This window comes from Sphingobacterium sp. E70 (assembly GCF_019285695.1).
Taxonomy (GTDB): domain Bacteria; phylum Bacteroidota; class Bacteroidia; order Sphingobacteriales; family Sphingobacteriaceae; genus Sphingobacterium; species Sphingobacterium detergens.
In genome coordinates, this window is record NZ_CP079104.1 from 5,344,599 (window position 1) to 5,360,232 (window position 15,634).

The 15,634-nt window shown below is 40.9% G+C and carries 13 protein-coding genes and 5 pseudogenes; 10 read left to right on the forward strand and 8 right to left on the reverse strand.

The genetic code is table 11. The features are described from left to right. The first annotated feature begins 7 nt into the window (after positions 1-7). Both KUH03_RS38220 and KUH03_RS38225 read left to right on the forward strand, forming a co-directional pair. Positions 8-1,440, forward strand: a pseudogene (locus KUH03_RS38220) (Gfo/Idh/MocA family protein). Between the two features lie 19 nt (positions 1,441-1,459). Continuing rightward, complete coding sequence (locus KUH03_RS38225; RefSeq protein WP_257089897.1) at positions 1,460-1,927, forward strand: gluconate 2-dehydrogenase subunit 3 family protein; 468 nt, start codon at positions 1,460-1,462, stop codon at positions 1,925-1,927. Between the two features lie 218 nt (positions 1,928-2,145). Here the strand turns inward: KUH03_RS38225 and KUH03_RS38230 are convergent, their stop codons facing one another. Continuing rightward, positions 2,146-2,823 carry an acyl-[acyl-carrier-protein] thioesterase gene (locus KUH03_RS38230; protein WP_257089898.1) on the reverse strand — a complete coding sequence of 226 codons (678 nt, stop codon included), beginning with the start codon at positions 2,821-2,823 and terminating at the stop codon, positions 2,146-2,148. 370 nt (positions 2,824-3,193) lie between these two features. Between KUH03_RS38230 and KUH03_RS38235 the strand changes: the two genes are divergently transcribed. Beyond that, entirely contained in the window at positions 3,194-3,394 is a 201-nt protein-coding gene (locus KUH03_RS38235; protein ID WP_257089899.1) for a hypothetical protein, read from the forward strand. A 185-nt stretch (positions 3,395-3,579) separates the two neighbouring features. On the opposite strand, the pseudogene KUH03_RS38245 reads toward KUH03_RS38235, so the two are convergent. The 3 genes and pseudogenes from KUH03_RS38245 to KUH03_RS38250 form a co-directional block, all read right to left on the reverse strand. Further along, positions 3,580-4,880, reverse strand: a pseudogene (locus tag KUH03_RS38245) (TolC family protein). 7 nt (positions 4,881-4,887) lie between these two features. Further along, entirely contained in the window at positions 4,888-5,445 is a 558-nt protein-coding gene (locus tag KUH03_RS49795; protein ID WP_373564561.1) for an efflux RND transporter permease subunit, read from the reverse strand. Beyond that, a pseudogene (locus tag KUH03_RS38250) lies at positions 5,417-7,968 on the reverse strand (efflux RND transporter permease subunit). The gene KUH03_RS49795 and the pseudogene KUH03_RS38250 overlap by 29 nt, the downstream one beginning before the upstream one ends. A 222-nt stretch (positions 7,969-8,190) precedes the next feature. On the opposite strand from KUH03_RS38250, the gene KUH03_RS38255 reads away from it, so the two are divergent. After that, a complete protein-coding gene (locus tag KUH03_RS38255; protein ID WP_257089902.1) occupies positions 8,191-8,328 on the forward strand; it encodes a hypothetical protein in 138 nt (45 codons plus the stop codon). Here the strand turns inward: KUH03_RS38255 and KUH03_RS38260 are convergent. The 4 genes and pseudogenes from KUH03_RS38260 to panB form a co-directional block, all read right to left on the reverse strand. After that, a complete protein-coding gene (locus KUH03_RS38260; RefSeq protein ID WP_257089903.1) occupies positions 8,318-8,995 on the reverse strand; it encodes an efflux RND transporter periplasmic adaptor subunit in 678 nt (225 codons plus the stop codon). The two genes, KUH03_RS38255 and KUH03_RS38260, sit on opposite strands and share 11 nt — an antisense overlap. Positions 8,996-9,226: 231 nt before the next feature. Beyond that, positions 9,227-9,382: a 30S ribosomal protein THX gene (locus KUH03_RS38265; RefSeq protein ID WP_257089904.1), complete on the reverse strand. Its 156-nt coding sequence runs from the start codon at positions 9,380-9,382 to the stop codon at positions 9,227-9,229. 78 nt (positions 9,383-9,460) lie between these two features. Continuing rightward, the gene (locus KUH03_RS38270; protein ID WP_257089905.1) at positions 9,461-9,952 is read right to left on the reverse strand and encodes a hypothetical protein; all 492 of its coding nucleotides are present in this window, start codon (positions 9,950-9,952) and stop codon (positions 9,461-9,463) included. A gap of 126 nt (positions 9,953-10,078) precedes the next feature. Beyond that, positions 10,079-10,893, reverse strand: a pseudogene (panB, locus tag KUH03_RS38275) (3-methyl-2-oxobutanoate hydroxymethyltransferase). Positions 10,894-10,976: 83 nt separating this feature from the next. On the opposite strand from panB, the gene KUH03_RS38280 reads away from it, so the two are divergent. From KUH03_RS38280 to KUH03_RS38305, 6 genes and pseudogenes are all read left to right on the forward strand, one after another. After that, the gene (locus tag KUH03_RS38280) at positions 10,977-11,720 is read left to right on the forward strand and encodes an RluA family pseudouridine synthase (RefSeq protein WP_120258070.1); all 744 of its coding nucleotides are present in this window, start codon (positions 10,977-10,979) and stop codon (positions 11,718-11,720) included. Between the two features lie 19 nt (positions 11,721-11,739). Further along, the gene (locus tag KUH03_RS38285) at positions 11,740-11,943 is read left to right on the forward strand and encodes a hypothetical protein (protein ID WP_257089906.1); all 204 of its coding nucleotides are present in this window, start codon (positions 11,740-11,742) and stop codon (positions 11,941-11,943) included. A gap of 4 nt (positions 11,944-11,947) precedes the next feature. Continuing rightward, positions 11,948-12,331, forward strand: a complete 384-nt coding sequence (locus tag KUH03_RS38290; protein ID WP_373564889.1) for a TlpA family protein disulfide reductase — start codon at positions 11,948-11,950, stop codon at positions 12,329-12,331. A 19-nt stretch (positions 12,332-12,350) separates the two neighbouring features. Continuing rightward, a pseudogene (gene pyrF / locus KUH03_RS38295) lies at positions 12,351-13,185 on the forward strand (orotidine-5'-phosphate decarboxylase). 42 nt (positions 13,186-13,227) lie between these two features. Next, entirely contained in the window at positions 13,228-14,778 is a 1,551-nt protein-coding gene (gene guaA / locus KUH03_RS38300; RefSeq protein WP_257089907.1) for a glutamine-hydrolyzing GMP synthase, read from the forward strand. Then, positions 14,765-15,628: a hypothetical protein gene (locus tag KUH03_RS38305; RefSeq protein ID WP_257089908.1), complete on the forward strand. Its 864-nt coding sequence runs from the start codon at positions 14,765-14,767 to the stop codon at positions 15,626-15,628. Before guaA ends, KUH03_RS38305 begins: the two co-directional genes overlap by 14 nt. The last annotated feature ends 6 nt before the right edge of the window (positions 15,629-15,634 follow it).

Consider the following 15,634-nt stretch of genomic DNA (forward strand, 5'->3'; position numbering starts at 1 on the left):
GATAACAATGGAAAATAACTCAAATAAGTCGAGCAGAAGAGATTTCTTAAAGACTGCGGCAACCGCTGCGGCAGCTTTTATGATCGTTCCTCGTCATGTATTAGGAGGAAATGGTTTCATCGCTCCTAGTGATAAGTTACAAATAGCTGGTATTGGTGTAGGGGGTAAAGGGTTCAGCGACATTAACTCGTTTCATGATTCAGGTAAAGCGGATCTTGCTTTCCTATGTGACGTGGATGATCGTCGTGCTGCAGGTGCGTTGAAACGTTACCCAAAAGCAAAATATTATAAAGATTATCGTGAGATGTTGGACAAAGAGCATAAACGCATAGAAGCTGTTTCTGTTTCTACTCCAGATCATCAACATGCAATTCAAGCGTTGGCTGCCATGCAACTTGGCAAGCACGTCTATGTTCAGAAACCATTGACTCATGATGTTTGGGAAGCAAGAGCACTGACACATGCAGCGAAGAAATATAAAGTTGTCACCCAGATGGGAAACCAAGGGGCTTCCAATGATGGACCACGTTTTGTTCGTGAATGGTATGAAGCTGGTTTAATCGGTGATGTACATACGGTATATTGTTGGACTGACCGTCCGGTATGGCCTTCTGGTATTGCATGGCCTACAGGTAAAGCTGAAATTCCGAAAGAATTGGATTGGGATCTTTGGTTGGGAACTGCTCCTCACAAGGAGTATGTAGATAAATTGGTGCCGTTCAACTGGCGTGGCTGGTGGGATTATGGTACTGGTGCATTGGGTGACATGGGTTGTCACTTGCTGGAAGTTCCTTTTAGTACTTTAGGTCTGACTTACGTACAAGATGTACAGGCAACTGTAGGTTCTGTTTATGTGGATGAGTTCAAACGTGGTTATTTCCCTGAGAGCTGCCCTCCATCGAGTCACGCGACATTGACATTCCCTAAAACACCACGTACAAATGGTCCTGTAACGTTACATTGGATGGATGGTGGTATTCAACCTGCACGTCCGGATGAATTGGGTCCAAATGAAATCTTCGGTGATGGTGGTAATGGTATTTTGCTAGTCGGTACCAAAGGTAAGATCCTTGCGGATACCTACGGTCAAAATGCACGTTTGTTACCAACATCAAGAAAAGATCAAGTGGCGCAGAAATATGCACGTGTACCGGGACAAGAATCTGGTCACTATGCACAATGGGTGGAAGCTTGTCAAGCTGGTTATGGTAAAAAGAAGTGAGTTCACCATTTGAAATTGCTGGTCCATTGACTGAAGCTTTGTTGATGGCGAACCTTGCGATCAGAGGTGCTGATTTACGTTTAGATGGAAAATATCCAGGACGTAATCTAAAATTGTTATGGGATAATGACAATATGCGTGTGACAAACTTTGATCATGTGAATCAATATGTCAAACGTAATTACAGACAAGGTTGGGAAATGAAATATAATTTCTAAAATTAAGATATTTAGTAGTATGAATAGAAGAGAAGCATTACAACGAGTTGCCTTGATTTTAGGAGGTACCGTTATCGGCGCCAATTTATTTTTGGAAGGCTGTACGCGTTCGGCTACAAAGGATGTGGAAGGCTTATTTGAAGCAAAAACGACAGATTTGTTGGGCGATTTAGCTGAGGCTATTTTACCTGCAACCGCTACTCCTGGAGCTAAAGAAGCTGGTGTAGGAAGCTTTATTCCTGTGATGGTCCGTGACTGTTACACTGAAAAACAACAGAAAGCATTTGTAACTGGTCTTGCAAGCTTGGATAGTAAAGCAAAAGAAGTCAAAGGAAAACCTTTCCTTGAGCTTTCGGCTGCAGATCGTACAGCAGTAGCAGCAGCTTTGGATAAAGAAGCAAATGAGTTCAATAAGAAACAAGCTGAAGATCAAAAGGACATCCTGGAGAAAACAAAGAAAAACAAAATCAATTGTATAATTATGTAGAAAATGATCCACCACACTGGTTCACGATGTTTAAGCAATTGACATTGACAGGTTTCTTTAACTCCGAATTGGGTTGTACAAAAGCACTACGTTTTGTCAAAATTCCTGGAAAATATGACGGGAACTTTCCTTACAAAAAGGAGACAAAGCATTTGCATAGTAACTATGCGCTGCGGAAAATAACAAAGGAGGCTCAAGCCTCCTTTGTTATTTTATCGTTATTTAGTTTCTACTTCGAGGGCAAAATGAATACGTTGTTGTTTCGTCACAGTCATAAAATAGCCTTTATCCGTCGAATCACCGTTAATGTCCACAGTGTCATTGTAACGCAGTTCTCTGAGGTAGTTCATCTCCAACGACTTGATCTGATTGGTCAGAACGAGTTCGATCGGGAGTCTATCCATACACCAGTCCAGGTATTTGACATTATTGGCATGATTAACAATATCAAGATCAGATAACTTGACGATATATTGATCTATATTTTTGACAAGCTGAGAAATATCCAGTTTTGAGAATGGTCGTTGTGTCGCAGGGCGATCGGGGTAAGTTGTAAAACCTGCTGCTGAAATGGCCAGATCTTCGGAACTTCTTTTTACGGTATTGATTACCGCCCAATAGCTTGTGGCCGTAACATACACCTGTCCATTCACCAAAATTTCAAAATTACGTGTAGAGCGCGCACCTTCCAGTTCCTGTATCCATGTTCTTACCTGAACAATGTCCATCCATTTGGGCAGTCTGTTGATTTCAATACGCATTCGGCTGAGCACCCAAGTTTGGTTGTGTTTGGCCATTTCTTTAAAACCGAAACCAACATTGGTTGCATGTTCACCCGCAGTAAGTTGAAGAATATTTGACAAGTCGGAGAAACGGATACGACCATTGAGTAACATTGTGTGAAATAAATTTCCCAGTTTTTCTCAAAGACTGATTTTTCCATCTGTTGTTTAGTTTTTTGCAAAATTAGGCAATATGACTGATTTGTGCCTTAAATTCAAAATGAAATGACATAATTTTAAGATATTCAGATAATATGAACTGTTGGGCTGTTTTTGGGCATAAATAGACAAAAAAACGGAAAGCTGCCAATCGTTTTTTTATTGTAAAATAAATGATAGTTTTCAATTATTTAATTGATTATTATCATCAGATTAGGTAGATTTAAATAAGCCAATGGCATAAAATAATAAAATAAGATTGGTTTTATCACGTTATATCTAGTATAGCGCGAAATATTAAATTTACACATTAAATGCTAATATTATGGTTGGAGAACTAATAGCTAAAGAGGAAATTCCTCAATTTAAATTTATCCCTGCGAGTGAAGATAAGTCAGCGAGTTTTATGGATAAATTGAAAGGGGCCCTTCGGTTGGGAAATGAATTTAAATCCAAAACTGAAATAGCCTTTCAAACAGATTCTGGACCAAAGCGTATCGAAACCACCGTGGTCATTAACCGATAGATATATTCAGATCAAAAGTGGCGTATTGATCCCACTTCGGTCTATTATTGCAATTGACTATTAATTAATAAGAACGACTTCCGATAAAAAAAGCTCCTGAAATTCTCAGGAGCTTTTTTCTTGCCTAATTTCAATGCGAACGGATTGGTTTTGCAGGCCGGTGGCGGCCTAATAATTCAGGCGAATTAATAGGTTTCGCCTGTTAATTCTTTCAAACGTATTTCCGAAACCTTTGCATCGTATTGCGCGGTATAGCTCCGCGTCATGGCATTGATGTAATTTAATTGCGCTGTTCTAACCTCGAGTGTCGTGATTGTTCCGATGCGAAATTTATCCATGGTGATATTTAGATTTTCTTTGGCGAGCTCCTCATTCTTTTTTCTACATCCGCTAATTCGATGTTGGTGATATAGGTTTGAAATAGGGTCCTAACTTGTGCCTGTATACTTTGTTTTTGTTGTTGAATCTGTATTTCGGTGCTTTGTACCTGAAATTTGGCAATCCGTTCATTCCTGTTTTGAATAAATCCATTAAAGATATTCAGGGAAGCGGTGACGCCATAGTTGAGACCTTTATTTTTATTTTCGGTGGAGAAACCCAGTGAGGAGTGGGATTCATTCCAATTATAGCCTGTAGTCAGGCCTATTTTGGGATAACGTTCCGCCTTTACAGATTTTAGGTTCAGTTCGGCAACCCGTCTATTGATAAGAGCGAGCTGTACCTGCGGATTTTGTTGGTCAGCAATCTGGATCAGATCGCCCAGCTTAAGGTCGGTATCCAGTTTCATTTCGTCTTCAACCTGAAAATCTATGCCCAGATCACGGGTCATGAGCTGGTTTAGGTAGGTCTTCGTATTTTGAAAACTTTCCCGTTGACGCAATAAATTCGTCTGATCGGTATTTAGATCTACTTTTGCATTCAGTAAATCTAATTTAGATCCTTTTCCGATCTCCAAACGGTTCTCGGCTAGGGTAACGCGATATTGAGACAGGGTAATGGTCGTGTCTAAAGCATTCAATAAACGTTTTTGTTGCACTAGACTGTAATAGGTAGCGATAACTTCACTCAATTGGCTGATTACCTCAAATTTGATTTCGGCTTCACCCTGGCGCTGTATTTCTTTGAATCTATCCCGACGGGCAAACATACCGAACCCGTCGAAGACAGTCCAGTTGAGATTTACACCATAGGACATATTGTCGTTTTTCGCATTGGAAATCTGTTGTACCTGACCATCAGCCCGTACCTGTCGGGAGTTTTGAATCGAGTTGCTCCGACTGAAATTACCCGTAACCGCTGGAAGCATGCCGGCACTACCGAGGCTTGTGTTTTCAATGTCTATTTTGTTGTCATTTTTCGCCAAAAGGATATTAAAGTTGTTGCTCAAAGTTGTTGTTAATGCTTCTTCTAGCGTCAACATTTGTTGTGCACGAGCTTGAATTAGGATGAAACTAAGCAGCAGTGTTATGATTACATTTCTCTTCATGTCTGATCTATTCGTAGCTTTTAATGTTATCAAATTCAGGTCTGTGTTTCTTTGGTCTTGACCACATGTAATAAATTGCCGGGATAATAAACAAGGTCAATATCAGTGAGAATATGGTGCCACCGACGATGACAACCCCCATGCCGATACGGCTCGTAGAAGCTGCACCCAGGGACATCGCAATGGGTAATGCACCCAGCGCAATGGCTAGACTGGTCATTAAGATCGGCCGCAGGCGTGATTCGGCCGAATGCATGATTGCTTCAAATTTTTCCATTCCTTCTTCACGCATCTGGTTGGCAAATTCAACAATCAAAATCCCGTTTTTCGTCACCAGACCTATCAGCATGATGGTTCCGATCTGGCTGAATATATTCCAGGTCTGATCAAATAACCATAGACTGATCAGTGCACCAGCTACGGCCATTGGAACGGTAAGGATGATGATAAAAGGATCCAGGAAGCTTTCAAACTGAGCGGCTAATATCAAATAGATCAACAGTAGGGCCAATCCAAAAGCAAATAGGGTATTGGAACTACTTTCGACAAAATCGGGATTCGCCACTGAGGTCAGTGGTAAAACTTTGATCCAATACTTTCTCCTTGATACGGTCCATCGCCGCAATACCGTCACTCATACTCATGCCCGGAGCCAGACCTGCAGAAACTGTCGCTGACATATACCGATTATTGTGGTATAGTTGGGGTGGACTACTTTCCTCTTTGACATTGACAACGTTATCGAGTTGTATGAGCTGTCCGATATTATTGCGTACATAAATTGAGGTCAGATCTGTTGGCGTTGCCCGTCTATTGTTATCAACCTGTCCAATCACCTGATATTGCTTGCCATCGCGCATAAAATAAGCAAAACGCTGACCACTTAACAACAATTGAAGGGATTGCGATACATCGAGTACAGATACACCCATACTCAAGGCTTTTAAGCGATCGATCTCGACATGAAGTTCGGGTTTGTTAAACTTCAGGTTGATATCCGTTGTTGAGAATGTTGGATCATTATTCACCTCATTCATAAATTCCGGTATTTTTTCCTGAAGCTTTTCAAAATTTTGTGCCTGAATAATATATTGCACAGGTAAGCCGCCTCGACGGTTCATCGAAATGGTTGGTGTTTGCGATACATTGACACGAACACCATCGTATTTTTTTGTCCATTTGGTCAGCTCTTTCGCCACATCATCTTGTGACCTTGTACGTTCTTCAGGATCGACCAGGGTCATCCGAATACGTCCAGAGTTGACCGAACTGGCTCCAAAACCTGGAGAGGTGATATTCAAACTGATCTTATTTTCGGGAATCGAATCGTAAACCAGTTTATCTAATTCCTGCATATAGCGATCCATGTATTCATAGGTTGCGCCCTCGGGGCCAGTAACATTGACCATGATGGCACTCCGGTCGTCATAAGGAGCTGTTTCTTTTTTGATCGAGGAGAAAATCACCGCAATGATGACAAAACAGATCAATAAGATCGGAAAGCTTATCCATTTGAATCTCATGAATTTATCCAGGGAATTGGCGTAACCTTTGTTCATTTTTACAAACATCGGCTCAGTCCATTCATAAAAGCGGGTCTTTTTGTGGCCGCCGCCCTTAATCAGATAAGCATTTAGCATAGGAGTTAACGTCAGTGAAACAAAGGCTGATACCAGTACGGCCGACGCGATGACCACACCGAATTCCCGAAACAGTCGCCCGACGAATCCCTCCAGAAATATGACAGGTAAGAAAACAGAAGCTAGTGTGATGGAAATGGAAATAACAGCAAAGAAAATCTCCTTTGAACCCTTTAACGCAGCTTCGATAGGGGACATGCCTTCCTCAACTTTCTTAAAAATGTTTTCGGTAACGACAATCCCATCATCGACTACGAGTCCAGTTGCCAATACAATCGCAAGCAGGGTAAGTACATTGATTGAAAACCCAAAAATGTACATGATAAAAAAGTTGCGATCAATGAAACCGGGATATCCAATAGCGGTCGCAAGGCTATTCCCCAATCGCGAAAGAAGAAATAGATGATCAGCGTAACCAGGATGATGGAAATCAGTAAGGTCTCAGCAACCTCTACAACGGATTTTTTGATGAATTTGGTGTTATCAGATGCGATATTGATACTGATATCTTGTGGAATATCTTCTTTCATCTGATCGAGCATCTTGTAAAAATTGTCGGCGATATCAAGGTAATTTGTACCGGGCTGTGGAATAATGGCAACGCCGACCAGTTGTTTGCCATTACTGACCATTTTGGTCTCCAAGTTTTCGGCGTCAATTTCTGCACGGCCAATGTCTATAAACTTAACCAAGCGCGTGCTATCTGCTTTTAGGACAATATTGTTAAACTGCTCGGGTGTGGAAAGGTTACCTACGGTTTTTACGGTTAATTCAGTGGTATTACCAACAATTTTACCGGAAGGTAATTCGACATTTTGGTTATTCAATGCGGTACGGATATCCGAGGCGGTAATACCATAGGCCGCCATCCGGTCAGGATTGAGCCAGAGCCGCATGGCATATCGTTTTTGGCCATAGATTTGCGTGCTACTGACGCCAGGGATGGTCTGTAATCTTTCGGAGATAACATTTTCGGCATAGTCACTCAAGGAAAGTTTATCTCTCGTTTCGCTTTGCAGGGTGAGCGTAATGATGGGGTCGGAATCTGCATCTGCTTTTGAGACTACGGGCGGAGCATCGATATCCTGCGGCAAACTTCTCACTGCCTGGGATACCTTATCGCGGACGTCATTGGCAGCCTCTTCCAGATTTTTCTTTAAATCAAATTCGATGGTGATATTGCTGGATCCCTGATTGCTGGAGGATGATATGTTGCGGATTCCATCGATGGAGTTGATTGCTTTCTCTAAAGGTTCGGTGATCTGGGATTCGATAATATCGGGATTGGCGCCAGCATAATTGGTGCGCACCGATACGATCGCCGGATCAATAGAAGGGTATTCACGTACACCCAAAAAGCTAAAGCCAATGTAGCCAAATAGAATAATCGTAATATTGACGACAATGGTTAGCACAGGGCGCTTAATAAAAACGGCAGATAAATTCATGTACAGTTAGTTAGCTAATGATACTTTAACTTTCACTCCATCTTTTAATGCGAGAACACCTGTTGTCAATACAGTATCTCCAGCACTTATACCCGATAGGATAACAATCTCCTTATCGGTACGGGCACCAGTTTCAACTTTGGTTTCTTTAGCCAGCCCATTCTGTAATATAAAGACTTTTTGCCATCTTGAACTGGAACTATCGCTTCTGTTGGGATAGCAATGGCGTCATTTTCTACTTCTATCGGAAGGATGACATTGACAAAAGAGCCTACCCGAAGTCGACCTTGTTCGTTTGCTGCCCGTGCACGGACAGTCAGGGTACGCGTATTCAGGGATACCTCGGGTTCTATGGCATAGATATTCGCTTTGATGACTGTAGGGTCATTGGCAACACTAAATTCGATGGGGTGTTTAGTTTGATTACGTTGCTGTATTTCTCTGGAATAGCGAAGGTAATCTTAACTGAATTGTCCTTGACTAAATTTGCAATCAGTGTATTGGATGAGACGATAGCACCAACAGAAATATTCCTTAAGCCGATCATTCCACTAAATGGTGCACGTACGGTTGTTTTGGAAATCTGCGCCTGAATCAGCTGGATCTGCGCCTGTGAAGTTTTAAGTGCAGCACTGGCGATATCAAATTCTTCCTGGCTGATCGCGCCTTTTTGAAGCAACAGTTTTGCGCGCCGCTCATTCTCAGCATTTAGCTGATTTGTTGTTTGCGCCTGTTTAAGCTGTGCCTGTAACTCGATATCATCAATCTTGATCAAGGGCTGTCCCTGTTGGATCCGCTGCCCCTCAGAAAAGTAGATTTTTGTAATTCGACCACTAACTTCGCTTCTGATCTCCACCTTTTCTTCGGCATCAATACTTCCAGATAAATTGATGGAACGATCCGCTACAGATGACTTTGCAATAATCGCCTGTGCAGGGATAGGAGCATCCTTTTTGACAGCAGATTTATCGCTTTCTTTCTTATCTTTTTTGGATTTAAGAGGAAATATCCCCTCCAATGACAGCACAGGCTAAAATGATGTAGAGGGTCGTTTTTTTATTCATGCGGTATAGTCCTTATGTGGTTTTTTGATTTGACGGATAAAGATAGGTTTATTCTAATGATGATACCGGTTGTCAAAAGGATTTTACAATACAGACTGCAAGATAACAATGAATTTGCCCGCATATCCGTTAACGGGACTACATAGAACAAAAAAAAAAAAAAAAGCTAGAAACATGTTCTAGCTTTATGCTTACTATTTTTTCGCTTTAGTTGCTTTCTTTTCAACTTCTTTTGGCGCGGCATCACCTACTTTTGGCTTGATGGAAGCTTTCGATAAATGTGGTCTTCTTTTTCCAAAAGAACCATTTGATATTTTTCCTCTTCTGGTTTTGATATCACCTTTTCCCATAGTATAAAATATTTTGGTTTTAACAATGTACTTTTGATTAACCTAAATATACCATTTTTCTTTTGTATCTGCAATCAGCTAACTGTTAAATGATTGGGAAAATTCTTTTCTGTGTTTCAATTTTAAAGTTTTGGGAGAGGGTATCAAAAAACAGCTTGTTGGCCGGTTTGTTTTCAGCCAGCAAATAGGGGATTTCAAAAGCTGATCTTTTAGTTTTATCCGATAATAGCCATAGAGCAAGCCTCTTGTTGTTTGAACAGATTCGATTTTTTGCACTGCCTGTACATCCTGGAAAATGTTAAAAGCATAGTTTTCCGCTTTAAGCTGTTCAACAAAAACTTCATTTGTTTTGGCGTTAAACCAAATTTGTTGGCTTTTGATCTTGCTGAAGTGATTGTTGAAAAGAAAAAGGTACCCAATTAAAAAGAAGGCAATTGGGAGGAGAAGCAACACGATTTTAATTTTGACAAAGAGTAATACCGTGATGAGAATCAGCACCAGGCCCATAATGACATTGGAGATTGTTTTCTTTAAGGTGGATTGAATAAGCGCAGCTGGTGCTTCTATCAATTGAAAACCCGATTTTAAGTTTTTGGAATTCGTATCTGATGCTTCGAAAAAATTAAACTTTTTCGAAGCATCAGGTAGGCGACAAGGAGAATTAGTCCTATGATCAACAATCTCATGGCGCTTTACTTAGTATTGTTCTTCAGAGTTAGGATATTGCACTGCCTTGACTTCAGCAACATAATTGCTTACTGCCGTAGTGATCTGCTCATGTAGATTGGCGAAATGCCGCATAAACTTAGGTTTAAAGTCAGCATTCATGCCCAGCATGTCATTGATCACAAGCACTTGTCCATCACAATCGGCGCCAGCACCGATTCCAATGGTTGGAATGGCCAATTTTTCGGTTACTGTCTTTGCCAGAGCAGCTGGGATTTTCTCAATACGATGGCAAAACAACCTGCTTCTTGCAAAGCTAGGGCATCTTCAATAAGTTTAGCGGCTTCTTGTTCCTCTTTGGCACGTACACCAAAATTTCCAAACTTATTAATGGATTGTGGCGTTAGGCCCAGATGTCCACAAACAGGGATTCCACCAGAAATAATTTTTCTGATATTTTCGATGATCTCCAGGCCACCTTCTAATTTCAATGCATGGGCACCGGATTCTTTCATCATGCGAACAGCAGCATTATAAGCCTCGTTGGCTGATCCTTGATAGCTACCAAAAGGTAAGTCTGCTAAGACCATGGCGCGTTCGGTACCCCGGGTCACTGCTGCTGCGTGATAGATCATATTGTCGAGGGTAATCGGCAGGGTAGTTTCATAACCAGCGAATACATTGGCTGCAGAATCTCCGATCAGAATGACATCCACGCCAGCGCTATCCACCATTTTGGCCATGGAGTAATCATAGCTCGTCAGCATAGAAATCTTCTCTTTACGATCTTTCATTGCTTGTAGCATCGCTGTGCTTACTCGTTTTATTTCTTTGTTTACAGACATCTTAACTTATATTATATGCCCAAAAGTAAGGTTTTTATCATACATTGGCCAATATTCTGCCTTGTGTTTTGTATTTTTGTAAAATGATACAGAATGAAACCCGTCTATTTAAATTTCCTAAATTTTCAGAATTAATAATCCATGAGGATGAAAATTTGATTGTTATAAATAAACCACCTTTTGTTGCTTCTTTGGACGAGAGGGAAGGCGGAGAGATTAACATTCTCCGTTTGGCAAAGAAATATCATGCTGATGCTCAAGTCTGCCATCGTTTGGATAAGGAGACTTCAGGTATTTTGTTGATTGCGAAAAATCCGGAAACTTACCGCTCGATTTCCATCGCATTCGAAAAGAGGAGAGTCAACAAAATCTACCATGCAATCATTGGTGGTACACACACCTTTCAGGATCTCGTGGTTGATTTGCCTATTTTGAATCAGGGTAACAAAAGTGTTTCTATTGACCGTGCCAATGGTAAACCTGCTGAAACTATCTTTAATTCGCTTAAATATTATAAGAATTACACCTTAGTCGAGTGTAAACCGATCACTGGACGTATGCACCAGATCCGTATCCACTTGGCAACGCAGCACGCTGCCATTGTAGGAGATAGTATGTACCGTGGTAAACCTGTTTATTTGTCGCAAATAAAGAAAAGAGGCTATACCTTATCCAAAGATGAAGAGGAGCAACCGATCATGAAACGTTTTGCCCTACATGCCAAACATGTGGAGTTTGAATTGAACGGTGAGAAGATGGTGTTCGAGGCACCTTATCCAAAAGACTTCGCGACTTTGCTCAAGTTGTTGGATAAATTTGACGCTTAACCTGCCGTAATTATTCTTTATGAATCCAAAAACAAAAAAGATAATCGGGAATGTTGTATTTGTGATACTTATTGGTTTATTAATATGGCCAACGAGTAGGAGCTATTTTCAACAGATGCTGATGAAAATTGGTTTATTTAAACCGACATTGGAAGTGCCAAAAAGGCTGCTGAGCCGATTGATGCTGGAGGAAATCTGCCAGCAATACCGTTTCTTTTGTTAACCATCTGGGCGAAACCGTTCAGGTAGCAGACTTAAAGGGCAAGGTCGTTTTTATCAATTTTTGGGCAACCTGGTGTGGGCCATGCCGAGCTGAGATGCCTTCTATTAATGTGCTTTACGATAAATTTAAGGACAATCCGAATATTGTATTTCTGATTGTGGAGATAGAGGGTGACAAGGAAAAAGCTGCTGCTTTTGTCAAGAATGAGAAGTTAACCTTGCCGATCAGTTATCCAAACAGCGATATTCCCAAAGAATGGCTTTCAGAGTCTATTCCAAGTACCGTGATTTTGGACAAGGGAGGTAACCTTGCTACACGGCACGAGGGTATGGCCGATTATTCTACACCCGATGTGGCAACCTTTATTCAAGATTTAATCAATAAATAATTACGATCTATACATTAGCATGACCAGAGCAGAACTTATTCATCAAATTAAAGAGAAACGTTCGTTTTTATGTGTCGGACTGGACACAGACCTTACTAAGATTCCTGAGCATCTTTTGGATGATGAGGATCCGATCTATAGTTTCAATAAAGCTATTATTGATGCTACAGCTGATTTATGTGTCGCTTATAAGCCTAATATTGCCTTTTATGAATGTTACGGATTAAAGGGATGGCAGTCGCTTCAAAAAACTTGGGCAGCATTACCTAAAGATTGTTTTAGTATTGCTGACGCCAAACGTGGTGATATCGGAAATACCTCAGGTCGTTATGCCATGGCTTTTTTGATGAGTCAAACTCCGGTCTAGGATTCGATAGTATAACCATTGCTCCTTACATGGGAAAAGATTCCGTTACACCTTTTTGGAGTTCAAAGATAAATGGGCCATTGTATTAGCATTGACCTCTAATGAGGGAAGTTTAGATTTTCAGAATTTTGAAAATAAGAAAGGTCTTCAGTTATTTGAACAAGTCATTGATAAAGTAAATACCTGGGGCAATATCGACAATTTAATGTATGTGGTTGGTGCAACCAGAGGCGAGGGCTTTATTAAAATTCGTGAGCATGCTCCAGAACATTTCCTATTGGTGCCGGGCGTCGGTGCACAGGGTGGTTCATTAGAAGATGTTTGCAAATATGGGATGAATAAAGACTGTGGACTCTTGGTCAATAGCACTAGAGGAATTATATATGCTTCAAAAGGACGTGATTTTGCGGAACGCGCACGTGAAGAGGCCCTAAAACTACAAAAAGAAATGGAAATTGAACTGTTAAAAGCCGGTATTATTTCCTGATTTGACATTTAATAATTCATTCGTAATACTTACCTTTGCAGCATGCCAGAAAAAATTATCATTCTAGACTTCGGGTCTCAGTACACGCAATTAATTGCAAGACGTGTCAGAGAACTAAATGTGTATTGTGAGATACACCCGTTTAATAAATTGCCAGATTTTGACGAATCTGTGAAAGGTGTTATATTCTCAGGAAGTCCCTTTTCCGTTCGACAAGAGGATGCACCTCAAATTGATTTTGTCGCTATTCAGAAGCGTTTTCCACTTTTAGGAGTTTGTTATGGAGCACAATACATCGCTCAACAATCGGGCGGAGATGTATTACCATCTGAAATCCGTGAGTATGGTCGTGCAAATCTGCAATTTGTCAATAGTGAAAATGAATTATTGGCAGGTGTACCTGTGCAGTCTCAGGTATGGATGTCGCATGGTGATACGATCAAAGAGGTGCCGGCAAATTTTGATATCATTGCTAGCACAGACAAAGTGCGTGTTGCAGCATATCAGGTTAAAGGAACACGTACTTTTGGTATACAGTTTCACCCAGAGGTAACACATAGTACAGATGGTGCTATCTTGTTAAAAAACTTTGTTGTTGGTATCTGTGGTTGTGTGCAAGACTGGACTCCAGATGCATTTGTGGAGACTACTGTAGCATCACTGAAAGAGCAGTTGGGTAATGACCATGTGATCATGGCTTTATCTGGAGGTGTGGATTCTACTGTTGCCGCAGTATTGTTACACCATGCAATTGGACAAAAATTACATTGTATTTTTGTGGATCATGGTTTGCTTCGTAAAGATGAATATGAGCAAGTATTGGATTCTTACAAAAATATGGGTTTAAATATTAAGGGAATTAACGCAAAAGACCTATTCTATGGTCGCTTGGCAGGGGTTTCTGAACCTGAGGAAAAACGTAAGATCATTGGTAATTCCTTTATTGATGTGTTTGACGAAGCTGCGAAGGAAATTCAAAAAGAATTGCCAGAGGGCATCGAAGCGAAATGGTTGGGACAAGGTACAATCTATCCCGATATCATAGAATCAGTTTCGGTTAAAGGACCTTCCGCAACAATAAAATCACATCATAATGTCGGCGGTTTGCCTGATTTTATGAAACTGAAAGTTGTTGAACCATTAAAGACTTTATTTAAAGACGAAGTCAGAAGAGTTGGGAAGGCATTAGAGGTAGATCAGGCGATTTTAGGTAGACATCCATTTCCAGGTCCTGGTTTGGCCATTCGTATTTTAGGTGATATTACAGCCGAAAGAGTAAGAATTGTTCAGGAAGCAGATGCAATCTTTATCAGTAACTTGAAGGAATCAGGATGGTATGATAAAGTATGGCAAGCTGGTACAATCTTTTTACCTGTGCGTTCGGTAGGGGTAATGGGTGACGAACGTACTTACGAGCATGTTGTGAGCTTAAGAGCTGTAGGATCTCTTGATGGAATGACTGCAGATTGGATACATCTACCATATGACCTGTTGGCAAAAATTTCAAATGAAATTATCAACCATGTGAAAGGAATAAACAGAGTTGTATATGATATCAGTTCAAAACCACCCGCTACGATTGAGTGGGAATAAAATATGGGTTGCAGCAGTCGTGGCATTATGCCTTGCCAGCTGTACAACCAAAAGGAGCACGGTATTGCGTTCGCCCTCTTCTAGTCGGGGCGAACAGCAAACTGCTGTCACCAAACCAAACAGTGAGAAAGATAAGCCTGCTGTCAAAGTAGGCGATGTGCAAGATGTAAACGGCCATTCGGTTAAAAACAATAAAATTGCACTTCTTTTACCGTTTGAACTAAATAGCATTGCTAAAACGGTGACTACTGAAGATGTCGAGCGATCTGCTTTGGCATTGGACTTTTACCAAGGTTTTCAAGCAGGTCTAGACAAGATTGCTAAAGATGGAATGCTGTTTGATCTGCAGGTCATCGACTCGCGCGATAATGTAGCTTATAACGCGTCTTTGGGGACAGCAGCAACGGTAAAAGATGCTGTACTTGTTGTTGGTCCCGTTTACCCACGGGAAATCAGAAGTTTTGCACAGACCTTTGCGAATAAAAATGTTCTCCAGGTGTCTCCATTAGCAGCTACCATGGCTTCGGAATTTAGTGTTCCTAACTTGGTGTCCATGACACCATCGATACGGACGCATTCCGAAACAATGGCGAAATATGTCGCTGATCAGTATTATAATGGAGATCAGATCTTGATCTATGATGCCGGAGATGATGAAAGCAAACAATTCCTGGTCAATTTTGCCAGCGAGGTCACAAAAGCGAATACACAAGCAAAAGTAAAAACGGTTATGAGCGTTAATGAGCTCAATAATAGTCTCGTGCAGACTGGAACAAATCATGTTGTATCCGGAACCGCTAATAAGAACTTGGTAAAAGGATTGTTGGATGCTATGGATGAGCGTTTTTGAGTTCTG

Bases quoted from the DNA above. Each gene is read 5' to 3' on its own strand.
- KUH03_RS38225 (WP_257089897.1), top strand. From the start codon at position 1,460: ATGAATAGAAGAGAAGCATTACAACGAGTTGCCTTGATTTTAGGAGGT.
- KUH03_RS38230 (WP_257089898.1), bottom strand. From the start codon at position 2,823: ATGTTACTCAATGGTCGTATCCGTTTCTCCGACTTGTCAAATATTCTT.
- KUH03_RS38235 (WP_257089899.1), top strand. From the start codon at position 3,194: ATGGTTGGAGAACTAATAGCTAAAGAGGAAATTCCTCAATTTAAATTT.
- KUH03_RS38255 (WP_257089902.1), top strand. From the start codon at position 8,191: ATGGCGTCATTTTCTACTTCTATCGGAAGGATGACATTGACAAAAGAG.
- KUH03_RS38265 (WP_257089904.1), bottom strand. From the start codon at position 9,382: ATGGGAAAAGGTGATATCAAAACCAGAAGAGGAAAAATATCAAATGGT.
- KUH03_RS38280 (WP_120258070.1), top strand. From the start codon at position 10,977: ATGATACAGAATGAAACCCGTCTATTTAAATTTCCTAAATTTTCAGAA.
- KUH03_RS38285 (WP_257089906.1), top strand. From the start codon at position 11,740: ATGAATCCAAAAACAAAAAAGATAATCGGGAATGTTGTATTTGTGATA.
- guaA (WP_257089907.1), top strand. From the start codon at position 13,228: ATGCCAGAAAAAATTATCATTCTAGACTTCGGGTCTCAGTACACGCAA.